Here is a 25142-nt window from a genome sequence, read left to right as displayed (position 1 = left end):
CGCAAAACGCGCCCCGCACAACAGCGGGGCACGTTTGTGTTTGCTTTTCTCTTGCTTTTCTTAAATACGGACGCAGGCGAAGCCCATTGCTTCTGCGAACACTTCCACTTCCTGAGAAATATCCCCGATACCGAGCGAATTATGATGCTGCGGTCCTTCCTGACACCACTCGTTGACAAACTGCGGGATCGGCTTGGATATCTTCAGCCGTCCGTTCGGGTTGCCGACGTGGAGGATATCCCCGTCTACGACCTCTCCGACCGTATAGATCAGCTTGAACGTATCGACGTCCGGGTCGCTCTGCGTCATATTGACCAGCGTGACCGGCCCTTTCTTCAGGTTGAAGTCTACGCCGAGGCCGCGGCCCGTCTTGCCGTGTTGAATATCCAGATGCTGAAGCACCGGTTTTCCTTCGGATACGTTGAAGTTGACCGGGCCGTCGTGGCTGATGAGAATAAAATCATTGTCGTAATCGATCGTATTGAACTCAAGGAACATGCCGCCAGCGCCGACGAGGTCCATAAACTTCATGGCCATTGCCGTCTTGACATCGCCTTCCGTTACGCCCGGGCGGCCCATGGAAGCAAGGCGGGAGCCTGCGATGGTCGACTGTGCACGCAGATGCGTGTAGAGATCGGAAACACCCCACCAATAATAACCGTAGCCGCTGATATCATATTTCTGTTTGATGATCTTGTCGTAGACGACAGCGATCTTCGCGGATTCGTACATGTGCTCGTCTGTTACGTTGTCTTCTACTGCGTAGAAATCACGGAACTGCGCGTTCATGTCTTTGATCTCGTCTTCCGTTACTTTATTGTACTCCACTTCAAATTCTTCGATCTCGGGACGTACGAACATTTTTCCCGTCGCCGTAATCAACTTATGATCGTCCGCCGGCATATCCGTCATATTTGTATAGGGAGCCCCAATGATCGCAAAGTTGAGTTTTTTGAATTCGCGCGCAGCGGCAGCGCCGATCGCATCCCGCTTGATCTCCGTCCAGAACCGTTCGTCCTTGAGAGGGCCGGTGATCACCTTGAATTTACGGTGCATCCGCACGAGGATATTCGCATATTCCGGTACGCAGCAAATACCGCTGTGATGCAGGAAGTCACTTGTAGATGCGGTCTTGAGATCGTAGGTGGAATCCTCATGCGTGACGAGGAGCCGCACCGGTATCTCTGGGCGAAGCGCCCGAACCGCAGGCACGATAATCATGCCTGTTGTATAGCCGAAGGGCAGGATATAAAGAATATCGATCCCCTCTTCTACAAAGCGCTTTCCGGCTTCTTCCGCACGCTCCGGCGTATCTACAAATTTTTCCAGAACGACTTCCCCTACCTGTTCAAACCGCTTCATATAGCGTTCCAGCATTTTCGCCCCGATATCGAGAAATTCAGGGAACTACGGCCAATAGGCTTTCAGTCCTGTGTACATCACACCGATCTTCGGCGTTACCTTTGGTTCCAATTTTGCCATGATTCATTTCCTCCGATTATTTGAATAATACATGCCGCCGCGTATTTTCCTCACATGCAGCCGCAAACTTTTTGCAAAATATTTATATTTATTAATAGGATTTTGAATATTCTTGGATTCTAAAACCATGATATTATTTATTTTTCCGCATGTCAAACAAATATATCCGAAAAGATTTGATTGTAAAATTATACAGCAATATTACTATATTTTTTTGATTTCCACTGCACAACTCAGCGATAAAAGCATGCCAAGAAATCAGAATTGTTACTCCATAAAAAAAACCGGCTCGACACAGACCTCCATCACGGGAACGCCGTCCTCCTGTACAAGGAATCCGTCCATATAGCTTTGCCAGCGCTGCCCCGCCTCACTCTTCGTGATGATATCCAGCGTCTTTTGATAGTCTTCCGCTTCAAAATAGGCATACAACGCCGTGCCGATCATGAAGATACTATAATTTCTGATCCCCGCCTCTTTGTGGACCCGCCACGTTTCCCGGCATAGTTCGAGCTCTTCCGGCGTCGCGTTCCCGTCCGCTTCCCGGTTCATCAACAGGGCATGCCTCCTGACATATTCTTTTTCGCCGCCCGGCTTTACCTGCATTTTCATAAACACTCTCTGCATAGTATCACCCTCCTTTTCTTTCACTATAAAACCCTTTTCCTCCCGGGGCAATCAAATAAATTGCTTAAAAATTTCAGATTTTTGCATGGAAAAAGGCGCCCGAAGCTATCCTGCTCAAGAGCGCCTTTTTCATGGATGGATGAGCTGTATCGCGCAGGCCGGGCCTGCGACGCTCAAATCCAAAACCTATATTTTTATGGTTCTTGGCGGCATGCTACTTCAGCAGCTTCGCCATTTCAGGGAACACCTTTCGGATCAGTATCCCATGTCCCTTTGGGTTCAGGTGCAGTCCGTCTTCGATCGTGATATCCGCCGGGTCATATTTTTCATATTCCGCCCGCATATCGACGAGCACCGCGCCGTTTTTCCGCGCGGTCTCAATGATCACATCGTCATACTCTTTCTGCACATCCCTGCGGTAGAGTATCTCCCACCCGGCAAGGGCGGGTTTCATCTTTTCCATACAGAACGGCGGCAGTGTGATGGCGATCACCTTGCACCCCATTTTCCCAAGCTTTTCAACAAGATAGGCATAATCCCGTGCAAAATGCTCAACGGGCGTATGCGTATACTGATATTCGTCGTCTGTGATGCGCATATCGTTCGTACCGATCATCATGACCGCGATATTCGGCGCAAAATCATTGATGCCCGGATAAAACGCCGTAAAGAGATCGCTCACTTTCAGCCCGGCAATCGAAAAATCCTTGATGAAAATATTTTCATAGGGCGCAAGGAGCCGCTGCATGATGCAACGGTGGCTCATGCGGTAGCTCGTGATGGAATCGCCGAGATAAGCGATACGGAATTCTTTTTCCGCATTCACCTCGGGTGTGCCGTATTCGTGCAGCACCGCTTCCATATTTTCCCGATTACATTTCTCAAAGCCTTCCAGTACGCCGTCTATCTGATCCAGAGGAATATCATAGATACAGGACATTTTCACCTTATCATCATCCCGGAGCCCGATATCTGTATAGGCCTTATGCAGATTGAAGCTTAAATTGAATTCACTTTCAAACATGGTTCCATCCTCACGCTTTCCGCTTCCAACGCAAAAACAGACAACGCCGCCGCCAGACGGCCTTTCAGGTCTGCGTCAGATGCCCACTGTGTCCTTGACCATTTTTACCCATTCGGGAATACGTCCGATATCCCCGGCAACGTCATAAACGTCGCGCACAATAAACTCGACCGGCTGGTTTTTCGTACAGTTCCACGTACGCCCGATATCCTGCCGCATACCGTCCCAATTGCGGTCCGCTCCGCTGATGTAGGCCGGATTCGGTTTCCGGCAATATACATAATCCTTTCCCAGCGCTTCTGCGACACTCTCAAAATTGTTCCAACCCGATACCGAAACCGTGCGAAGCTTCGGGATCGCCTTTTTGATATATTCAATGCGGTCGTCCACCGGCTCGCAGCAGCCATAGGTCACAAGGCCGAACATATTCGCAAACTCCGCTAAATAGGGCAGGAACAGTTCGTTAAACATATCGGGCGAATACAGATTCGTTTCCTGCGACTCGACCCATGTCCAGCAATTTTTCGGAACAGGCTCCGCGCCGCTTTCCACGCCGGGCAGCTCGGATACATAGCCATAGCCGGACGGCCCCGCAAACTGGTTGTCCGTATTGAGCGCCATAATTTTTTCATCCTGAAGCCACCGCACGAAGCGCCGGCGGTCTTCCATCAGGAAGTCCATCAGCTGTTTCAGAGCCTCCGGATGGTCGTAGGGCCAGAACATCAGATTGTCGTTGCCCACAAGCTTAAAGAGGTCCATCGTGATGACAGGCGCATTGTTCCCGCAAAACGGATTGAACCCAAGATCCGGGAAAAAATTGTCATAATTTCCCACTCGTACGGGCAGGATATCTCCGAATATTTCCTCCAGAGTCTGCTTGAATCCAAGCGTGCGCTCCCGGTCCACATAAAATGTGCGCGGACGCAGCTTTTCAAGGTCTTCCGGCGTTCCAATCGGGAAATTGGACATATAGCCCATAGAATCTTCCGCATGATGTTCGACGATCTTTACGCCGTAATCCGAACGAATCACGCGCCACGCAAGCTGAAAATAGTTTTCAAGCACGATATCGTCCTGCACGAGCTCATATTGCTTGATCGCATGCAGAAATGTTTTTTCCGCATTTCTAAGATAAGGATCTTCACATTCCAGTTCGTCTTCCCTTACAAAGCCCGTGACCGAAAACGTTTCGAACAGGATCATCGGCCGTTCCGGCTTTAAATCGCGCAGTGCCGTCCACTGGCGCTTTTTCATTTTCATATCGTCGCTCTGCGCGATCTCCGAATAACGCGCCGCAAGATTTCTGAGCCTCGCCGTCTCTTTTTCTGTAGGTTTGATCTCAAGTCTGCCTACGTCTTCTACCGTTTGCTGATTTGTATAGATCTGATATTTCTCCGCCATTTTTCTCCCCACTTTTCCGTCAAAGCCGTTTCAAAAAATAGAATTTCCGCAGATGCATCTCCCCACGCATCTTTACAGAAACAACAGGGGGCGAACGCCGCCCCCCGCCAATCTTGTGTCTTGGAACAAATCACTGTTTCTTGAGCGCTCCGCTGCGGATAACGTCTATCAGGACTGCGAGTACCAAAATGCATCCTGTGATGACCCACTGCAGATACTGGGAAACGGACAGAAGCTGCAGGCCGTTGGCGACGATCTGGAGGACCAGAATACCAAGCAGCGTGCCTACCATGGAACCGCGGCCGCCCGAGAGGGAAAGTCCGCCAAGGACGATGGCTGAGATAACATCCATTTCAGTACCGTCGCCGTTTTGCGGCAGAGCCGCGCCAACCTGTCCTGCGACGAGCATGCCCGCAAAGCCGGCTGCCAGTCCGCTGATCAGGTAGCAGATGAATTTCACCTTGTTCGCATTGATACCGGACAGACGGCTCGCCACTTCATTACCGCCGACCATATATACCTGACGTCCGAACCGCGTATACTTCAGCAGGAAGAACGCAAGGAAGAAGAAACCGAACGCGATGATGACCGATACCGGAACCAAATCTCCGATGTAACCGCGGCCCATGAAGATCCATGATTTATCAGAAACCTGCAGGGTCACGTCTGTGATCAGCCACGCGATGCCGCGGAATATCTGCATCGTCGCAATGGTCGTGATGATCGGATTGATCTTGAGATAAGCGATCAGCACGCCGTTGATGGCGCCAAAGCCAAGGCCTACGCCGATGCCGATCAGAATCACGACCCAAAGCGGAGCGCCCATGGAAAGGGACGCCGTCGAGCAGACAACGCCGGCGATCGCGCCTACCGAGTTTTGCGAAAGGTCCATGCCGCCCGTGATCATAGCGATCGTCGCACCGGACGCCCGGATGAGCGTGATCGCCGAGGCGAGCAGGATATTCATCATGTTATTGAATGTAAAAAAGTGCGGAGATGCGATACTCATCGCGATGCACAGGCCGATGATCGCAATAATAAGACTCAGATTATTGCCCATGCTCCCCATTTTTTCTTTAAAGCTTCTTTGCCGCAAAGCAGCCTCATTCGTACTCATTATTCTCCTCCTGCCGCAATTTGTAGTATTTGTTTCTGTGTGAAATCTCTCCGATTGAATTCACCTTTGATCTCGCCCTCCTTGAAAATGAGGATACGGTCGGCAATACCGACGGTCTCCGGCAATTCAGACGATATCATAACGACCGCGATGCCCTGCTGGCAAAGCTCCTCCAACAGCTTATAGATCTCTACCTTCGCGCCTACGTCGATGCCGCGCGTCGGCTCGTTAACGATGAGCACCTTCGGGTCTGCCGCCAGCCACTTGGCCAAAACGACTTTCTGTTGGTTGCCGCCCGAAAGGGAATCCACCGACACATCCGGCGACGGTGTTTTGATCTGCAGCTTCCGGATCCACTGATCGATCATCGCCGTTTCTTTTTTCTTATCGATGATCCCGCCAAGCTGGTCCAAGACTGTGATCGACGTGTTGTTGCGTACCGAGTGCATCAGGACAAGGCCTTCGTCTTTCCGGCTGGCAGGCACATAGGCAAGGCCGTACTTTTTGGCGTCGATCATATTTTTGATCGTGACCTTTTTGCCTTCCACATAAACCTCTCCGGCCGTCATTTCCTTCTTGCCGAGGATGCCCTCCACAGCTTCCGTACGCCCCGAGCCGAGCAGTCCGAACAGACCTAAAATCTCGCCTTTGCGTACCTCAAAGCTGATATCGTGTGCGATCTCGCAGTCGACATGCTTCACCTCGAGGATCACGTCGCCGATTTCCGCCTCTACCTTGGGATACATATCCGATACCTCGCGGCCGACCATCAGTTCGACCAGCTCTTCCTCCGTGGTATCCTTAGTATTGAGATAGCCTACCCGTTTCCCATCGCGCATGACCTGAATTTTGTCTGTCACAGCAAACACTTCATCCAGCTTATGCGAAATATATATGATCGCTACGCCTCTCGAGGCCAGATCTTTGATAAATCCATATAATTCCTGCACTTCCGTTTCCGAAAGGGAGGACGTCGGCTCGTCCATAACAAGCACTTTGACGTCTTTGGAAACCGCACGCAGGATCTCGATCATCTGCTTTTCCGCCGTCGTCAGGTTCCCGACCTTTGTGAACGGATCGTATGGCAGATCGAACCGTTTCAGCAGTTCCTGCGCCTGCTGTTTCAGTTTTTTGTAGTCAACTGTCTTTAAAGCGCCTTTTACGGGCAGTTCTCCCATAAAAAGGTTCTCGGCAATCGTCATCTCATCCAAATAATTCAGTTCCTGATATATGATCGCAATCCCCATATCGAGGCGTTCCCGCGCATTCTTTTCCGGCGGGACCAGCTCTCCGTCCAGATAGATCTCTCCTTGGTCATTCACAAGCGCACCGGAGAGTATCTTCATCATTGTGGATTTTCCGGCGCCGTTTTCGCCGATCAGTGCGAGCACCTCTCCTGCTTTCACCTCTAAATCGACATTGTCAAGCGCAAGCACACCGGGGAATTGCTTTGTAACACCTTTCATCTGAAGCCTGTATTCGCTACCCATAGTTTCTCCCCTAATTTGTTTGGAATTTCTTCATGAAAACGGCCGCCGCGCCACGCGGCGGCCGTTCCCCCTTTACTTTGCTTCAAGCCGGACTCTTATTTGATCGTCCATGCAGCCTTATATTCTTCGTATTCTTTGTTATATTCTTCTACCATATCCGGTGTGATGAATACATGGTCGACTGTGATCTTTTCTTCGGGATCTGTGTTTTTGCCGGAAGCAATATCCATTGCAAGCGGAACGATGTATTCACCGTAGCGCTCCGGATAGTAGGCAACGGAACCGGTGTAGCCTTCATACAGGTCGCCGGACAGAGCCGCATCGATGTATACCTGGCTTACATTGTGGGAAGCAAAGATGCAGTCTTCCTGACGTCCGAGCGTCTCAGCCGCTGCCAAAGCGCCCGTCGTCGTTTCGTCATTGACTGCGACCACGCCTACGCTGTGGGCGTCCGGGTGAGCCGTCAGCCATGCCGTCATTTTGTCACGGCCCTGAATCGTCGTTTCGGAACCGCCGCCGCCGAGGTCGATATATTCGATGTTCTCTTCCGGAACCTCGATGCCCTTGCTCTTCAGACCGTCGATTGCGCCGCTCATTCTCTTTTTCACTTCGTCGCCGTTCTCAGAGTTGTAGAACAGAACCAGATATTCGACTTTTCCGTCTTTGTTCTCAAGCGCATAGTCCGCAATCGCCTGACCGCAGAGCTCGCCAGCTACCTGATTGTTTGCGCCCATAAACCACGCTTTTTCGCCGCTTGCGGAAATATATTCCACGTCAACGCCGATGACGCCCTTGCCGCCCGCTTCCTTAACAACATCGATGAGGTTGCCGCCAACCTGACCGTTCACGTTGAAGTCAACGATGACGTTCGCGCCCTGCTGAAGCAGAGATTCCACTTTCGGGATGATCTGTCCGGCATCGAATTCGGATACCGCATACAGAACTTCCACACCATTTTCCGCCGCAACGTTCTTGATGCTGTTGTTTACGTCGCTGTGGAACTGGTTCGATTCTGTGCCGGCATTGAGGCCGATGACACAGGTGGCGTCTCCATCTGCCGCCGGTTCGCTGGCTTCCTCAGAAGCCTCTGTGGTTGCTTCCGTCGATGCTTCCGCGGAAGCCTCGGTCGAAGCAGAGGGCTCAGCTGCAGGTGCGGAGCATGCCGCGAAAGCGAACAATGCAACCAGTACTACTGCTACTACTACTGTGATCTTCTTCATTTCTTTTCCTCCCAGTTTTATTATTTGCGTCTATTTTTCTTTATCTGCCGTTCGAGGCAGATAAACCATTAAATCGTTTTAGCTGCGTTAGCATTAATTAAAACGTTTTAGTTTCGCCGGTAATACGTAAAATTCCTTTTCTTTTTTTCACTTTTGTTTTTGAATCAGTATGCCAATGATGAATTCGGCTAAACGCCTTTGTGTGTAAAGCACAGTCTCCCTTTACAGACTGTTCCGTGTTCTTCCTGCTTTACTGGTTAAAAATTAATACCTTGATAACCGCCACAATATAGTTACCATTACGCGCATAAAAAGGCGCGTTTTTTTGTGGTCAAATTTTTATACGTTTCGCATCAGACAAAATGTTCCTTTAACGTTAAACTTATTTTATTCCAAAAAGAATATCTTGTCAACCATTTTTTATTTCTTTTCTGTAATGATTCTTCCACCCTTGAAATTCTATGTTGTCTTGTGTTTTTTAAATCATAAAGCATAATTACAATCTTGTCAATGATATTTCAACGCATATACTTTAAAATTATAATTTTGCAACAAGATTATTATATTTTTATCTTTTTTTCGCAAAATAGAATCGAATCTTCCAAGCCTCCGGCGACACTATCATGCGCTGACGAAAGCGGCCTACCCTAAAACAGCCGTCTATTGCGCGCTGACACAGCAACTCTCTTTTTCAGGTAGAATGGCGCAGGACAAGGTCCGGACGCAGAACGATATTCTGCCGTTCCTCAAATTTTCCCTGTATCTTATCGATCAGGATCTCCGTTCCCATCCTGCCGATCTTATATTTCGGCTGGCGCACGGTCGTAAGCGGGACCCGCAGATAGGCCGCATATTCGATATCGTCATAGCCTGCGACACGAATATCCTCCGGTATCTTAAGGCCTGCCTCTATGATTGCCTCCATCGCCCCGATAGCAATGACGTCGCAGCCGCAGAACACCGCGTCGACGTCGCCTCCGGACGCAAGTATCCTCTTCATTGCCGAATATCCGTCTTCCACTGCAGGCTTCGCGCCATATAAAAAGCGTTCGTCAAATTCGATGCCGTTTTCCGCGAGCGCGCGCTTATAGCCCACCATTCTGTCTGAATACGACATGATCTTCTCATAGATATTGATAAAATAAATATTCTTCGAGCCTGTTTTGATCAGATAATCCACCATTTGGAAGCTGCCGTTTATGTTGTCGTTCACCACATAGTCGCTCTGATCGCTCTCGCTTTTCCGAATCACAAACACGTACGGTATCCCAAAGGAATCCAAAAATTCCCGATGGTCTTCCCCATTCAGCATCGAGGCAGCGAGAATCAGCCCATCCACACGCTTATTGGCAAGAATACGCACCGATTCCTTTTCCTTTTCCTCATTGGAATAAGCGTTGCACAGGATGATATTATATCCATATTCCGCCGCCGCTTTTTCCACCCCTTCGATCACGGGCGTAAAAAAGGAAAAGGAGCTGTCGGAAACAATGAGCCCTAACGTTTTCGTCGTATTGGTGCGCAGGCTTTTTGCGACCGAATTCGGCATATAATTCATCCGCTTCGCGGTCTCTTTTACGCGCTCCACGGTTTCCCTGCCGATCCCCGGCTCTCCGCGCAGCGCTTTGGAGACCGCTGTGATCGACAGCCCTAATTCCTCGGCTATATTTTTTAAGGTAACTACTTTTTTCGGCACCGAACGCTCCTTTCCGGGCAGATCCCCTCGCCAGAAAGCTTTAGTTTATTTTTAGTTAAATCGTACTAAAATAAACTATTTATGTCAATAGCTTCGGATCGCAGAGGCACAGTATTTTTCCGCAATATTCTTAAATTTTCGTGCAAAAAATCCACTGCCGCGATCAATCGTCATATTTTGCCGTATCCCATTCCGCACAGGCAAGATAGCCGCCGTCCACAATGAGGGATGCCGCCGTTACGCCCGCCGAATCCTCGCACGAAAAAAACAGGCACGATTTTGCGATATCGTCCGGATAAAGCTGACGTCCGAGAGGTACGCGGCGCAGCCTGTTTTTATAATGCGCTTCCGGGTCTTTTTCCGCATTCAGGTGCGTCCGCAGCATGGGCGTCTCCGTAATGCCCGGGCATACACAGTTGCAGCGGATACCATAGCGCGCATAGTCGAGCCCGATGGATTTAGAGAGATTCAGCACCGCTCCTTTGGAGGTGGTATAGACCGGAGTACAGTCCTGTCCGACAAAGCTCGAGATGGAGCCCAGATTGACCACATAGCTGTGTTCATGTTCTTTCAGATATGGAAACGCGTATTTAAAGGAAAGGAATATGGAGCGCACATTGAGGTCCATGACCCAATCCCAATCCTCTACTGTATATTCATGCAGCATTTTTACATCAACGATCCCTGCGTTATTGACGAGAATATCGACCGTGCCGTACCGCTTCACCGTTTCTTCGATAGAAGCCTTGATGTCTTCTTCCTTCGTGACATCGCACCGGAAAAAGAATGCTTCTCCCCCTGCTTCTTTAATTTCCTGCGCGATCTTTTCGCCTTCGGAGACCGTGCGGCCGATCATCGCTACCTTTGCCCCTTCCGCGGCATATAAACGCGCGATGCCTTCGCCGATCCCTTTGTTTGCCCCGCTTACCCACGCAACTTTATTTTCAAGCTTTCCTGCCATGTCAATTCCTCCTTTTATCTTTCCGCCGCTTATGCCGCGCCACATTCTGCGCGGCTGCCGGCTGAGCCTATTTCATTGCGGCTTCCATCACTTTCCGAAGCTGTATCCCCTCGGAGATATTATCTACCCGGTTGGCATTCTGCCATTCCATCCAGATATATTCTACGCCGATAAAGCCCTCATAGCCTACCTGCTGCATCACTTCAACGATGCGCGGATAGTCGATCGTATTTTCCCCGATCACCGCCTGCAGAACGCCTTTCGCTGCGCCGCGTGCGTGGAAATGAGAGGCGTATTTGATCAGCGGCTCCACTTCGCTGTCCGGTATGCCCTCGATGGCAAAATGCGTATAATCGAGCGTAAGCGTGAGCCCCGGCACTTCCCGCACAAGCCTTTCCGCACGCGCAGGCGTATCGGCCACGGAACCGGTATGCGCCTCTGTTCCAAAAATGAGGCCCGCCTCTTTCGCGCGCTCCACACGCCACGCCAATTCCTCCTTTGCGCGAACAAACGAGGTCTCATAGTCTTCCCCTGCAAAGCATACGCCCGGCAGGCAGGTAACATGCTTGCTTCCGCAGGCATTCGCATACTCCAGCGTTTTCAGGAACCAATCGCGCACGCCCTTGCGTATCTCTTTATCCGGGTGATTGATCGCCTTCGGCTCAAAGTCTACATCGCTTTGCAGGAATACATCTGCAACTACGATGCCTGCATCATCTGTTTTTTCCCTGAGCAGCCGTCCGTTGCCCGCCGCATCGCCGAATACGGCCGATGGCTGGAGATGTCCGCGGTTTTCAAACAGTCCGATATCGATCCCATCGAACCCAAGAAGCCCGATCAGCTTGATCACCTTATCATGCTCGAGCAGCGGGAACGTGAAATCTGCACTTGCAAATTTGTATTTCATTCAAACGACTCCTTTCGCTGGTGTTTTCTAAAACGGCCGCCTCAGCCGCGGCAAAAAAACGCGCGACCGCAGCGCTTTTCCACCGGGCTGGAACGATAGACCGTTTATGACTCCTTCTTTTCTGCTTCTTCCCTGCATTTGCTGCATTTCCAGCCGCAATATTCCGCCGGGCAGAAGCAAACCCCATCTTCATAGCATAATCTTATGCCGCAAACCGGACACACTGTTTCTGTGCATTCCGGATTCCGTTCGATCGCCATAGTATTTCCTCCTAAACCGAGCCGTCCGGAAAAAGCTTTCCGGATGCTGTGCGGAACGGGCGCGCGGCTCAAGCCCGTGCGCCGCCCCACAGCGTTCATTAAATATGGATGGCTTCTCCGTTCGCAATATGCGCCGCTTCCATAATGGCCTCGCTGACCGTTGGATGCGGATGGACGACCTCCGCCATCTCTTCGACCGTCATTTCCATTCCAAGATAGCCAACGGCACCCCAAATCATTTCCGTGACATGAATGCCCGTCATGTGCATACCAAGAAGCTGACCGTATTTTTTGTCATAGACCAGTTTAACAAAGCCCGTATCATCCCCGTAGGAAATCGCTTTTCCATTTGCAGACAAAGGAAATACGGCCGTTCCGACATCATAGCCTTCCTCCCGCGCCTTTGCTTCCGTAAGCCCTGCGCTTGCCACCTCGGGCACGGCATAGGTGCATTTCGGAATATTATGATAGTTGATGGGTTCACCCGCTTTTCCGCAAATATGGTTCACCGCACGCATTCCCTGCGCGCTTGCCGTATGTGCGAGCGCCAGCTTGCCCGTTACGTCGCCTATTGCATAAATCCCGGGAACGCTTGTGCACATGTTCCCGTCGACCTCGATATAACCCCTGCGGTCCATTTTGATCCCGTAAAGTTTGAGGTTCAAGCCCTCCGTATTCGGACGGACTCCCGTCGCCGCAAGGATAGCCCTGCTTTGCAGTTCGAACATCTTTCCATCTTTTTCAAACTGCGCGCGGACTGTTTTCCCGTCGTTTTTCACTCCGGTCAATTTCGTACCGGTGTGTACATCAAAGCCTTTTTTCCTGAATTCCTTTTCAACGAGTGCGGAGACCTCCGCGTCTTCATTGGGAAGTACGCGGGGCAGCATTTCTACGATATGCACTTCCGCGCCGTAGGAGCGGAATACCGTCGCAAATTCCATTCCGATCGCCCCGGCACCTATGATTATAATACTTTCCGGTACCTGCGTCACCTGCAGCGCTTTTTTCGAATCCAGCACATTGGGCATCGAATAATCGAGCATCGGAAGCGCAAACGGCTTGCTGCCCGCAGCGATGATGATATTTTCCGCTGTTAGTTTCTCACCGGAGGCGGCAAGGGAAAGCTCTTTTTTCCCCGAAAAGGATGCGGAATCCCGATATACCGTGATTTTATTTTTCTTCATCAGGTATTCGATCCCCTTGACGAGCCGCGCGCTTACCTCGCGGCTGCGCTTTTGCGCAGCCGCATAATCTGTCCTCACTTCTCCGACCGAAAATCCGAATTTGTCTCCCTCCGAAAGGTCCCGCACGATCTCTGCGTTCCGCAACAGGGATTTTGTTGGGATGCAGCCCCAGTTGAGGCATACGCCGCCCAGATTCTCTTTTTCCACAAGCGCCGTCTTTTTGCCGCTGACCGCCGCTTTGATCGCAGCCACATAGCCGCCCGGGCCGCCGCCCAGCACGATCACATCATAACTTGCCATAACAACTCCTTATTTCGCCAAAAGCGCCATGAAGTTCTCCAGCGTCCTGCACAGCTCTTGCGCAAACCGCGACGCCGGCGCGCCGTCCAGCGCCCTGTGGTCGTACGTCAGCGATATCCCCATCGCCTGATACGGCACCGCTTCCCCGTCCACCATCTTAAGACGCGTCTGGATATTGTTCACTCCCAAGATGCCCGTCTGCGGCGGGTTGATCACCGGTGTGAAGTGCTCTACCCCGAACGTTCCGAGGTTCGATACCGTGAACGACGCCCCGCTCAAAAGGTCCGGCGAGATCGTCCCCTCCTGTGCCTGCTTCGCAAGCTCCTTTGCCTTGAGCGCGATCTCGTTCAGCGACAGCTTGTTCGCTCCAAAGATCGTCGGCACCAGCAGCCCTCTCGGCGTATCTACCGCCATACCGAGGTTCACGTCCGTGAAGTATCTCATCTTGTCTCCGAGAAAATGTGCGTTCAGGTCCTTGTGCTTCGGCAGCACGCGCGATACCGCGTACAGGATGATATCGTTGAACGTGATGTTCGCCAGCCCAAGCTTTTCCGCGTTCTCTTTCACGAGCTTGCGGTATGCCATGATCTGCGTCGCGTCGAACGAGAACGAGTGCGTCAGCTGCGCCATTTCCGACAGCGACGCGTGCATCGATTTCGCGATCACCTTCCGGATATTCGGCATCGGCACATCCTCGTACTCCGCCGCCGGCACTGCCGCCCCCGCTGCGTTCGCTGCCGCTGCGCCACCGCTTTCGAGGAAGCGCAGTACATCCTTTTTCACGATCCGTCCGCCCGGTGTTTCCGGGGGGACGAGACGGAAATCGATCCCGTTTTCCTTGGCAATTTTTTTCGCCAGAGGAGAGATCCTAACGCGCGCTCCTGCCGGCACCACAGCCGGAGCCGCCGATGCGATCGGAGCCGGAGCAGGTGCTGCAGGAGAAGCAGCCTCCTGCGCTTTCGGCTCTTCCGCTTTTTCAGGAAGGTCTTCTTCCTTATATTCTACGCCCTCGTCTACGAGCACCATAATATCCGAATAGCATTCCACCGTCTGGCCCTCGTCTGCAAGGAGTTTCGCAACGATCCCGCTTTCCGTCGCATAGATCTCCTGCGTAGACTTATCCGTCTCCGCCTCTATGATCGGATCGCCCTCGTTCACCTTATCGCCCGGCTTTACGAGCCACTTTGCGATAACGGCTTCCGTCATGTTTACGCCTATTTTAGGGAGCTGCATCCTGCGCACGCCCGCCTGAGGAGCAGCGGCTTGCTCTTTTTGGGGTTCCGCTGTTTCTTCCTGATATTCCTCACCCTCGTCTACAAGCACCATGATGTCTGAATAGCACTCCACCGTCTGGCCCTCGTCTGCAAGGAGTTTCGCAACGATCCCGCTTTCCGTCGCATAGATCTCCTGCGTAGACTTATCCGTCTCCGCCTCTATGATCGGATCGCCCTCGTTTACCTTATCGCCCGGCTTTACAAGCCATTTTGCGATAACGGCCTCCGTCATGTTTACGCCTATTTTAGGCAAAGCCATTTTTCTTGCCATAATCCTACCCTCTGTTTATTTGTTGTCGAGAACCTTGTATACTGCATCCTTGATCTTCTGTTCATTCGGGATGCACAGGTCTTCAAGGCCCTTGTTATACGGCATCGGAACGTTCAGGGCGCCTACGCGCACCGGCGGCGCATCGAGAAGATCGAAGCCTCTGTCGATAATTTCGGAAACGATGTCTCCCGCCATTCCGCCACGGAGGTTTGCCTCCTGACACACAACGACGCGGTTCGTTTTGGCGATAGAATTCATGACTGTCTCGTAATCAAGCGGCAGCAGGGAGATGAGGTCAATCACTTCGCAGGAAATTCCTTCCTTTGCGAGCTCCTCCGCAGCTTTCTTTGCACGGATCGCCATCATGGAATAAGCGACGATCGTAACATCCGTACCCTCGCGGCGAACAGCCGCTTTTCCAAACGGGACCGTATAGTTCTCCCCCTCTTCGCCGTCCGGAACCTCGCCCTTGAGCTGATAGCTTCTCTTATGCTCGAAGAAGATAACCGGGTTGTCGTCGCGGAGCGCCGTTTTCATCATTCCCTTTACGTCATACGGCTCGATCGGCGCGACCACCTTGAAGCCCGGGACATGGTTGAACCATGCTTCGAACGACTGGGAATGCTGCGCCGCAATGCCGCCGCCCGCACCAAACGGAGCACGTACTACGAGAGGCATATGAACCTTTCCGCCAAACATATAGCGCATTTTTGCCGCCATATTGACGAGCTGGTCCATACCAAGCGTGATCCAGTCCGAATACAGGACCTCCGCCACCGGGCGGAGCCCCGTTGCCGCCGCGCCCACACATGCGCCCACAAATGCGGGCTCGGAAATAGGCGTATCGATCACGCGGTCTTTTCCATACATATTCATCAGGTCGAGCGTGATGCCGAACGGGCCGCCGCGCACACCGATGTCGCACCCCATCATAATAATCGTAGGGTCTATTTTCATTTCTTCCTTAAAGGCATCGTTTAATGCCTGTCTTACGGTTATGACTGCCATGTTTCGTTCCTCCCAACCTTAGTAGATGATCTCGCCGTCTGCATAGATATCGTCATAAAGCGTATCTGCCGGCGGTTCCGTACATTCGTTCTGCGCGTACTGAATGGCGTCTGCGATCTCTGCAATCGCATCCTGCTGGATCGCGTCTACCTCTTCTTCGCTCAGAAGTTTGTTGCTGATGAAATATTCTTTCATGCGCTTGATCGGCTCGTATTCCCAGAATATCTCGTCTGCTTTCAGGTCTCTGTACCACTGGTCATCTGCTACAAAGTGGCCGAGCAGGCGGATGTAGCGCGCTTCGATGAGCGTGGGGCCGCCGCCGCTTCTTGCCTTTTCCACCGCCTTTTTCACCGCGTTGTATACGTCGAATACATTGAAGCCGTCGATCTGTACGCCCTCGATGCCATAGCCGATCGCGCGCTTATAAAGGTCTGTCTCTTTCGCGACCCAGCCGAGCTTGGTCGCAATCGCATACTGGTTGTTTTCGATCAGGAAAATCGCCGGCAGGTTCCATGCAGCTGCCATGTTGATGGATTCGTGCCATACGCCCTGATTCGTGCCGCCGTCGCCGTGGAAGCAGATAGTAACACGGTTATTTTTCAGTACCTTTGCCGAAATCGCGCTGCCGATCGCAATCGGCATACCGCTTCCTACAATACCCGTTGCGCCCAGCATTCCGATATCGACGTCTGCAATGTGCATCGAACCGCCTTTTCCGCGGTTGAGGCCCTCATACTTTCCGTGAAGCTCTGCCATCATCGCACGTACGTCCGCGCCCTTTGCGATGGTGTGGCCGTGTCCGCGGTGAGTGGAGGTAATGAAGTCATCCTTATTCAGGTTTTCGCATGCGCCTACCGCGATCGCCTCTGCGCCTACATAGGAATGCGCGAGGCCGTAGATCTCATTTTTCATCCACAAAGTCTTTACCTGAGAGTCGAATTCCCGGATGAGGCACATCTGGCGGTACATCCGCTTCTGTTCGTCAAGCGACATCCCCTCAGGCGCCTTCAGTTCCTTGAGTGCCGGCAATGTTTGTTTTACATAAGCCTGTGTTTTCTTATCCATGATTTTTCCCCTTTTGCTTTAATCTCTTCTGACTTCCACGCCCGCCAGTTTCTCATAATGACGGATGATCGCGTCGTGATCGTTTTTCTCCATGCCTGCGACCTTCAGCGCCTGCATGATCTCCATTACTTCCGCCGTCAGCGGTATGGGTGAATTGACTGCGTGCGCGCAGTCGAGCGCATTCTGCAGGTCTTTGATGTGCAGTTCAATGCGGAAGCCCGGATTGAAATTGCCGCTTAAAACCATCGGCATTTTAGCATCGAGCACCGTAGAGCCTGCAAGGCCGCCGCGAATGGCGTTATACACCTTTTCCGGGTCTACGCCGTTCTTTGTTGCGAGCACCATCGCCTCGCTCATGGCCGCGATGTTGAGCGCCACGATGATCTGGTTTGCCAGTTTGGTCACGTTTCCGCTCCCGATCCCGCCTACCAGTACCGCAGACGATCCCATCTTAAGAAGCATTTCCTCTACTTTTTTGAAAGCCGCCTCGTCGCCGCCCACCATGATCGCGAGCGTGCCGTCGATCGCTTTCGGTTCTCCGCCGGATACCGGAGCGTCGAGGAGCGTTACGCCTTTCTTGCTGCATTCCGCAGCGATCTCCTGCGATGCGATGGGAGAGATGGAGCTCATGTCCACGACGATCGTTCCCTCTTTCGCATTTTCCAGTACGCCGCCCGCACCGAGAACGACTTCCTTTACATGCGGGGAATTCGGCAGCATCGTCACGATGACGTCTGCCGCCTGTGCAACTTCCGCAATGGAAGCCGCCGTCTGCGCGCCCGCTTCTCCGAGCTCTTTCACCGCCGCGTCTACGATATCATAAACGATCAGATCATAGCCCGCTTTTACCAAATTCTTCGCCATGGGCTTTCCCATGATTCCAAGACCGATAAACCCTACTTTTGACATATTATTTTCTCCTTTTTCAAATGGAATGCTCTTTTACTTTTTGACCGGATATTCAAATATTCCGCCCGGATCCAGCACGACCGGCTTCGGCGCTTCGGCGCCGTTCTGGTCCCTCATCAGGTTGAGGAGACGCTCGAACTCGCGCACGTCGTCGTTGTCCTTATCCGCATAATGGCATGCTATTGCGTAATCAAGATGCAGCCACTGGCAGGCAAGCGCCGCTTCATACGGCGTCATCTCGCCGGTCAGAAATTCGGGCAGGAAATCGAAGCAGTTTTCGATCGTTACGTTCATCAGGCCGACATGCGGCTTGTGAAGCTCGCCGATCAGCTTCATGTCGGAGAACAGAGCCGTATCGCTCGCGTTGTATACCCGCGTGCCGTCCGGCAGATAAATGATGAAGCCGAGCGAGAAGCCGTCCATCGCCGTGCCGTTGGAAAGTCTTACGGAGGAACGGTGCATGCTTACCACCGGCCTCACCCGGATCCCGCATTCTTCGACCGTCAGCCCCCACACGCTGTTGGTAATCTGCTCTTTCGGGACGCCCTGATCGATGAGCAGGTTCATCGTCTCCCCGCCGCAGATGATCTTGCTGCCGTCGCGCAGCGCGATCTTCGGCGTATCCTTCATGTGGTCGAATGCGCCGTGACTGACCAGTATGAGGTCGATCTTCGGCAAATCATCCGTTTTCAGCGGCGCTTTTGGATTGTCGTCAATATACGGGTCAATGAGGATCGTGGTTCCGTCGTCCGTCGTGATCAGGAAAGACGCAAATCCTAAAAATTGAAACTTTGCCATATTTTCCTCCTTCAAGTTTTGTTCCGAGAGATAACTGTTGTTTGTGCTTTCGAGATTTTTGTTTAACGTTAAACTAATTTTAACAAGCGATGTTCTGCTTGTCAATTCTTTTTTCCAAAATGCCAAAATAGTAAAATTATATATCAAAAAAGCGAAATTATATCTGTGTTTTTCTCAATCTAAACATGATCTGTATTTTTCTCAAAATAAAAACGGACTGTTTCCGTCGTTTTCAACCGGTCAGTCCGTTTTTATAAAGATAATTTATTTTAGTTTAATTATATTTCACCATTGGCAATCTTCTCAAGCGCCTGCGTATCCAGCGGATAGACGCCGAGCTCGCAGACCTGCTCCAGAAAATATTTATAATTGTCCGGGGCGATGCCTTTATGGATGGAATTGCTGGACGAGATGATATGCCCGCCGCCTGCCGAAGCATCCAGAATGCAGCGCGCCGTTTCTTTGCGTACGTCTGCAAGTGGTTTTTCCACCAACGTTTTCACGCAGTCGATATTCCCTTTCAGGGCTATCCTGCCGCCGTACGTTTTTTTCATGTAGGCAATATCCATAGAGCCAAGCGGGTCTATGGGGTCGAGACAATCGATCCCGGAGTCCACAAGCTCGGGCAATACCGCGCGGAGGTCGCCGTCTGAATGCTTGATGACATACAGCCCCTCTTTCTTCAGATTTTGGACGAGCTGCTTAAAGTGCGGATATACCTGTTCTACATACATCTCCGGCCGCATCAGAAGTCCCGTATTGTTGGCGATATCGTCTCCTACTACCACGACCTCTATGCCGAGCTCCCGCAGATTATGGCCGATGCGCGTGCTGTGTTCCACACACATCTGCATCAGCTGGGCCGCAAGTTCGGGTTGCAGATAGAAAGACATCAGAAAATCTTCAAATCCCATCATGTCGCGCGGCAGGGAAAAGATGTCTTTTACACGTGCTACCACGCCTATTTCCCCGTCTGCTTCCCGGAGCGCCTGTTTGATCGAATCAAAGCGGTATTCCGCATCCGGATCCGGCACCTTGAAATTTTTAAAATCGTTCTCGTCTTTGATTGGATAGCCTACGGGCGTGGGATATTCGTCATAGCTGATGCGCGTTACGCCCCATTCATCCACAAAGTGCCGGTCATCTATTTTTTCTTTTGTGTAATTCAGCGATACCGCCACCGCGTCCACGCCCATCTTTTTCGCAAAAGCGATCTGATCGCGGTCCCCGGTGATCGCCTCCGTCACATCGGGGTTCAGCACCCATTCCATGGTGGGTATGCGGTCCGGCTGCTGTCTTTTTAAAGCGGTGAGTATCCTTTCTTTTCCCGTCATTGATTCAACCTCCCAGTGTATTGATCCCGTCAAAGCCGCGCTCCTTACGTATTCTTTCGGCGTGTCCGCCCTGCCGGTAGTTGCGGAGCGGATCCGTATCGGAAAGCCCGAGCTCTATGCGCGCCTCCTCGATCAGGGGCTGCACATCCGTATTGAACGCATCCATCACGATCTTATTCGCGCCCACTACGTCATAGGCTTCCTGCGCTTCTTTCAGCGCAGTGCGGTCGATGATAAGCGCCCGTGCGTAAGCAGTCTGGGCATTCATGACAGAATAGATGATTCCCTCGATGCTTGGCTCGATGTTGTGCGACTGATCCAGCATATAGGTGATATCCGTTTTGACGCCGTCCTGTTCTGCGTCGATGATCTCCTTATAGATCAGGAACAGGTCCATTGGATTGACGGTTCCCGTAATGAGGTCGTCGTCTGCATATCGCCTGTTGTTCATGTGGAAGCCGCCCAGCATATTTTCATCGAGCAGCGTCGAAATGATCTGCTCGATATTGACGCCCGGCAAATGATGGCCGAGGTCTACAAGCACCTTCGCACGTTCGCCGAGTTTATTACACATGAGCATGGACATGCCCCAGTCCGCTATGTCAGTCGTATAGAAAAACGGCTCGAACGGCTTATATTCGATCACGAGCTTCATATCCTCGTCCATTGCGTCATATAGCACCTTCAGGCCTTCGTACAAGCGGTGCTTGCGCTCGCGCAGGCTGTCCTGCCCCGGATAGTTCGTTCCGTCCGCGACCCACATGCCGATCACTTTGGAGCCCATTTCCCGCGCAACGCGGACGCAGTCGAGAAAATGCTGTTTTGTAAACTCCCGTACTTCCGGCTTGGGACTGCAAATGCTTCCGAAAATGTATTCCTGCCGCGAAAACACATCCGGATGTACGGTCCCGATCTTAAGGCCCTTTTCCTCGGCATATTTGCGCACAGGCGCATATTGCCCGTCTTCCGTCACATCCCATGCAACATGGGACGCCATAACAGGCGTAATACCGAGGACCCGCTGTATTTCCGCACAGTCGTCTATCTTATCCCATATTGTACGCGCGGAGCCTTCCTCGCGGAACGTACCGTAGCGCGTGCCCGAATTGCCTACCGCCCACGACGGAAGCTCGATCACCTGTGCCTTTAAACGCGTCAGTACCGCGTTCACGTCCACGCCTTTCTCTGCCAGACTGTCTGCAAGCCGTTTGAAACGTTCGCTCATTTCTTCTTTCCCCCTGTGCCTTTTTTCGTTCGGGCTATTTCGTTAAAACGTTTTAATAGCCCACCTTATCAATCACCGCCTGCGGCGGTTGGAAGCGTTGATGATGAAGCTGTTCTCCATTGAAAATTCAGCAGGATTCCCTGATAATGATCTTCTGCGGAAGAATGACGTGTTTTACTTCCCCTTCTTCGCCTGCAAGAGTCGCTTTCATGATATCCCACGCTATGCGGCCCATCAGCACCTTATCCTGCTCTACTGTCGTAAGCTTTGGCTCGATGAAATCGGTAAACGCGATATTATCGAACCCGACGACGCCGATCTCCTCCGGAATGCGGAAGCCCGCTTCTTTAAAGGCGCGTACTGCGCCGATCGCCAGAAGATCCGTCGTTGCAAAAATCGCATCGGGAAGATTTTCGCGTTCTGTATTTTCCAATATGCGCTTGATATACGCATATCCTTTTTCAAGATTGTTCATTTCCATATCTTCGCTGATATAGACAAGCTCCGGATTTACCTGAAGCCCATTTTCCACAAGTCCTTTTTTATAGCCCTCATAGCGGTCGTTCAGGTTTCTCAGCCGCGTGGATTCGGAAAGGAAGCCGATACGCTTATAGCCTTTTTTACACATCATGCCGATTACCTTACTGCATGTTTCGACATTGTCGAATTCCACAGTGGGAAGCTCCAATTCGTCCACTCTGCGGTCCGCAATGACGATTGGGATCCCCTCCGCCTGCATACGCCGGAGCAGTGCAACATCTCCGCAGCCGTTGAACAGGAGGATGCCGTCTACATTTTTATCCGCAAGGCGCTCCATCTCTATCTCTTCCCGCTTACTGCTGTATTGATAGCTAACCACGAGGACCGTATAGCCGTCCTGATGTGCGCTGTCTATAAACGAGCTTAGGACCGGAGAATAGAAGTCGTTCGTTACATCCGGGAGCAGAAAACCGATCACATAGGATTTTTTGGTGCGCAAAGCCCGCGCGATCGAATTGGGCTTATAGTCAAGCGCCTTGATCGCCTTTAAGACCCGTTCCGTCGTTTCATCGGAAATAGGCGCCGTTTTATTGATCACATGCGATACTGTTCCGATCGTGACGCCCGCTTTCGCGGCTACATCGACCATCGTAGGTTTTTTTACTTTCTTTCCTGCCATCGGAATATCCTTTACGGTCTTTGATATGCCTTACTAAAACCTTTTAATCAGAGTATATGGGATATTTCAGCCTTTGTCAAACCGATTTTGATAAAATCCCATTAAAAATTCATTTTTCATCCTATTTTACGTTATTTTCAGAAATCTTTCCCGCTTCAGCGTAAAATGAACTCTGCTCCGGCAGAAAACACCGCCGGAGCATTGCCGGTCATAATCTTCCGCTGCACAGCTTTTGGAGTCCGTCCATATAATAAAGAAAATTATCATAGCTGACATCCGGCGGCACAGAGTGATCGAGCCACGGAATATAGCCGCCCTCCTCGACGAGCGGCGCTACGCGCCGAAGCTCGTCGTCGATATCCTTTCCGCCCGTGATGAGCGCGCGTTTATTGATGCCGCCCATCATGAGCAGCTCTTTGCCGTATTCCCGGCGGAACGCGTTGACGTCCATGCCGCACTGTACTTCAAACGGCAGGATGCCGTTCACGCCCGCTTCCAGCCAAAGCGGAACGAGCTTGGTGACGTCTCCGTCGCTGTCCACAAAGATCAGGTCCACCCCCTTGCTGCGCAGCAGGTCTGTGATCTTCCGGTAGCGGGGCACCAGATATTTTTTGAACATCTCCGGCGAAAGCAGCGGCCCGTTTTTATAGCACATATCTTCCCAGAACACAAAATAATCGAAATCCGTATCCTCCCAAATCCGGTTGATGATGCGCGTCATGCATTCCACCTTCTGGTCGAGCACCTCTTCTATGAAAGCAATATCATCATAGAACAGATAGGAAAGCGTCTCAATGCCGAACAGATTGCGCAGCGGCCCGAAGAAGCCGCCCTCGCGATCCGCCCACATACGCAGCGGAATGCTCCGGTGCTTCCACAGCTTGCATTTGTCCTGCCAATTTTCCGGAAAGCGCTGCTCAAAATTCAATTCCCACCGATACAGGTTTTTTCGGAAATCCTCCCGCGTTTTGATGGGAAAATCGAGCCAATGCGGCATAGAGGTCTCCCGTCCCTCTTTCAGCTCCTGCATGACGATCCCCTCGTGGTTACGGAACGTAACGGTCGTTTCGTCTTCCCCCAGCTTTTCATATTCAAATCCCGGAGAAAAACCGTAATAGATGCCTACCTCATCCTGACGGTCGCACCCGAAATAATCCCAAAAGCTGAGATCGCCCGCGCCGCCGTGCTCCCCGATCTGCTCCGCGAACATATTCGTATGGCCCTCCTGCGCCCAGCGCTTCCACGTTGTCGCCCACACGTCGAGCGGAGGCCACATCGTGACCCGGTCGACCGGCTTATAGCGCAGCTGATTCAAAAACCGTTCCCGCTCCGTTAAGAATCCACTTCCAAAGCTCATTGTTTTCCCTCCCCTTTAAATGGTATCGTTACCACTTTTGTCTTATAAAAAACACAGCATCCGCTATGCTTTCGTTATCCTGTTGTTTCCCGCAAAACAAGCCCGCCGCCCAAAAGAAGCGTGAACGGCTCCTCTTCCGGCGAGCTCATGCGGGCAAGCAAGCGCTTTACGGCTGTTTCCCCAAGCATGCGCTGATTTTGCGAGATGGTTGAAAGGCGCGGCCGGCTCCACAGGCAAAGCGGTATATCGTCAAAGCCGATCACCCGGACGTCCCGGGGCACATTCACCCCGTTTTTTCCAAACCAATCGAGCGCGCCGAGCGCCAGCATATCCGTCGCCGCTATAAGCGCATCCGGCTTTTGTCTCATCAGACGGCACGCCGCCTGCGCACCGCCCTCCATCGTAAATTCCGCCGCTTCCACAAGCCGGACATCAAACGCAAGCCCTCTCGCATCAAGCCCGTCCAAATAACCGCGGAACCGTTCCGCCGTCGCGTCATAACCATGCAATCCGCGAATATAAGCGATACGCCTGCACCCCTTATCCGCAAGACAGCACACCGCTTGTTTCGTCAAAGCCTGCCCGTCCACCCGGACGCAATCGAGCCGTTCTCCCTTGAGTACATTGTCCATCACAACGACTGCAATATCCCTTGATATCCGTTCCAGATAGTTCAGGCTTTTCGTATTTCGGCGATAGGTGAAATAGAGAATGCCATCTACGCGCCGCCGCACCATTTCCCGCAGATATTTCTCCTCGTACCGTCCGTCTTTTCCCGTCGAGCATACGAACGTCATATACCCGCTGCGGTTCGCACAGCTTTCGACACCCGCCAATATCTCCATATAACCATAGTTATACTGTTCGGGCAGCAGTACGGCGATCGTGTGCGTTGCATTGCGCCGCATTCCCTGCGCGAAGCCATTCGGCACATAATCGAGCGCCTGCATCGCCGCGTTCACTTTTTCCAGTGTCGACGGACGCACATTTTTGTTTCCGCTCAAAATTTTGGAGACCGTCGTTTTAGAGACTCCGGCCAGCCTTGCTACATCGTAGATCGTGCTCATCGCAGC

22 protein-coding genes are annotated in these 25142 nt (G+C 51.8%); all 22 read right to left on the bottom strand.

Features of this window, described 5'->3' with window-relative positions:
• Positions 1-60 precede the first annotated feature (60 nt).
• The gene (locus PUP29_RS11140; protein ID WP_353423342.1) at positions 61-1377 is read right to left on the bottom strand and encodes a hypothetical protein; all 1317 of its coding nucleotides are present in this window, start codon (positions 1375-1377) and stop codon (positions 61-63) included.
• Positions 1378-1749: 372 nt separating this feature from the next.
• On the bottom strand, positions 1750-2109 hold the full coding sequence (locus tag PUP29_RS11135; RefSeq protein WP_353423340.1) for an L-rhamnose mutarotase: 360 nt from the start codon (positions 2107-2109) through the stop codon (positions 1750-1752).
• Positions 2110-2323: 214 nt separating this feature from the next.
• Complete coding sequence (locus PUP29_RS11130; RefSeq protein WP_079545761.1) at positions 2324-3133, bottom strand: SGNH/GDSL hydrolase family protein; 810 nt, start codon at positions 3131-3133, stop codon at positions 2324-2326.
• 75 nt (positions 3134-3208) lie between these two features.
• On the bottom strand, positions 3209-4534 hold the full coding sequence (locus PUP29_RS11125) for a hypothetical protein (protein ID WP_079545762.1): 1326 nt from the start codon (positions 4532-4534) through the stop codon (positions 3209-3211).
• Between the two features lie 130 nt (positions 4535-4664).
• Positions 4665-5651, bottom strand: a complete 987-nt coding sequence (locus PUP29_RS11120) for an ABC transporter permease (protein ID WP_079545764.1) — start codon at positions 5649-5651, stop codon at positions 4665-4667.
• Positions 5651-7141 (bottom strand): sugar ABC transporter ATP-binding protein, encoded by a 1491-nt coding sequence (locus tag PUP29_RS11115; RefSeq protein WP_353423338.1) that lies wholly within the window; start codon positions 7139-7141, stop codon positions 5651-5653. The genes PUP29_RS11120 and PUP29_RS11115 overlap by 1 nt, the downstream gene beginning before the upstream one ends.
• 95 nt (positions 7142-7236) lie before the next feature.
• A complete protein-coding gene (locus PUP29_RS11110; RefSeq protein WP_353423337.1) occupies positions 7237-8361 on the bottom strand; it encodes a sugar ABC transporter substrate-binding protein in 1125 nt (374 codons plus the stop codon).
• 691 nt (positions 8362-9052) lie between these two features.
• Positions 9053-10057 (bottom strand): LacI family DNA-binding transcriptional regulator, encoded by a 1005-nt coding sequence (locus PUP29_RS11105; RefSeq protein ID WP_079545769.1) that lies wholly within the window; start codon positions 10055-10057, stop codon positions 9053-9055.
• 163 nt (positions 10058-10220) lie between these two features.
• Entirely contained in the window at positions 10221-11018 is a 798-nt protein-coding gene (locus tag PUP29_RS11100) for an SDR family NAD(P)-dependent oxidoreductase (RefSeq protein ID WP_353423336.1), read from the bottom strand.
• Positions 11019-11085: 67 nt separating this feature from the next.
• Positions 11086-11925 (bottom strand): sugar phosphate isomerase/epimerase family protein, encoded by an 840-nt coding sequence (locus PUP29_RS11095; protein ID WP_079545773.1) that lies wholly within the window; start codon positions 11923-11925, stop codon positions 11086-11088.
• Between the two features lie 104 nt (positions 11926-12029).
• Positions 12030-12185, bottom strand: a complete 156-nt coding sequence (locus tag PUP29_RS11090) for a hypothetical protein (protein ID WP_353423334.1) — start codon at positions 12183-12185, stop codon at positions 12030-12032.
• 98 nt (positions 12186-12283) lie between these two features.
• A complete protein-coding gene (lpdA, locus tag PUP29_RS11085; RefSeq protein WP_079545776.1) occupies positions 12284-13669 on the bottom strand; it encodes a dihydrolipoyl dehydrogenase in 1386 nt (461 codons plus the stop codon).
• A 9-nt stretch (positions 13670-13678) separates the two neighbouring features.
• Entirely contained in the window at positions 13679-15214 is a 1536-nt protein-coding gene (locus PUP29_RS11080; RefSeq protein WP_079545778.1) for a 2-oxo acid dehydrogenase subunit E2, read from the bottom strand.
• Between the two features lie 15 nt (positions 15215-15229).
• On the bottom strand, positions 15230-16222 hold the full coding sequence (locus tag PUP29_RS11075) for an alpha-ketoacid dehydrogenase subunit beta (RefSeq protein ID WP_079545780.1): 993 nt from the start codon (positions 16220-16222) through the stop codon (positions 15230-15232).
• Positions 16223-16240: 18 nt separating this feature from the next.
• The gene (locus PUP29_RS11070) at positions 16241-17287 is read right to left on the bottom strand and encodes a thiamine pyrophosphate-dependent dehydrogenase E1 component subunit alpha (RefSeq protein WP_079545782.1); all 1047 of its coding nucleotides are present in this window, start codon (positions 17285-17287) and stop codon (positions 16241-16243) included.
• Positions 17288-17305: 18 nt separating this feature from the next.
• Positions 17306-18196: a 2-hydroxy-3-oxopropionate reductase gene (gene garR, locus PUP29_RS11065; protein ID WP_079545783.1), complete on the bottom strand. Its 891-nt coding sequence runs from the start codon at positions 18194-18196 to the stop codon at positions 17306-17308.
• 33 nt (positions 18197-18229) lie between these two features.
• Positions 18230-18994: an MBL fold metallo-hydrolase gene (locus PUP29_RS11060; RefSeq protein WP_079545785.1), complete on the bottom strand. Its 765-nt coding sequence runs from the start codon at positions 18992-18994 to the stop codon at positions 18230-18232.
• Between the two features lie 278 nt (positions 18995-19272).
• Positions 19273-20328, bottom strand: coding sequence for a uroporphyrinogen decarboxylase family protein (locus tag PUP29_RS11055; RefSeq protein WP_079545786.1), 1056 nt, complete (start codon positions 20326-20328; stop codon positions 19273-19275).
• A gap of 4 nt (positions 20329-20332) precedes the next feature.
• Positions 20333-21553, bottom strand: a complete 1221-nt coding sequence (locus tag PUP29_RS11050; protein WP_079545788.1) for an L-rhamnose isomerase — start codon at positions 21551-21553, stop codon at positions 20333-20335.
• Positions 21554-21680: 127 nt separating this feature from the next.
• A complete protein-coding gene (locus PUP29_RS11045; protein ID WP_079545790.1) occupies positions 21681-22712 on the bottom strand; it encodes a LacI family DNA-binding transcriptional regulator in 1032 nt (343 codons plus the stop codon).
• A gap of 208 nt (positions 22713-22920) precedes the next feature.
• Positions 22921-24069 (bottom strand): uroporphyrinogen decarboxylase family protein, encoded by a 1149-nt coding sequence (locus PUP29_RS11040; RefSeq protein WP_079545791.1) that lies wholly within the window; start codon positions 24067-24069, stop codon positions 22921-22923.
• Between the two features lie 74 nt (positions 24070-24143).
• Positions 24144-25136: a LacI family DNA-binding transcriptional regulator gene (locus tag PUP29_RS11035; RefSeq protein WP_353423332.1), complete on the bottom strand. Its 993-nt coding sequence runs from the start codon at positions 25134-25136 to the stop codon at positions 24144-24146.
• Positions 25137-25142: the final 6 nt, after the last annotated feature.

The sequence above is a fragment of the Christensenella massiliensis genome, from assembly GCF_040409835.1.
In the GTDB taxonomy this organism is placed as follows: Bacteria; Bacillota; Clostridia; order Christensenellales; family Christensenellaceae; genus Christensenella; species Christensenella massiliensis.
This window is presented reverse-complemented; position numbering and strand designations above follow the sequence as displayed.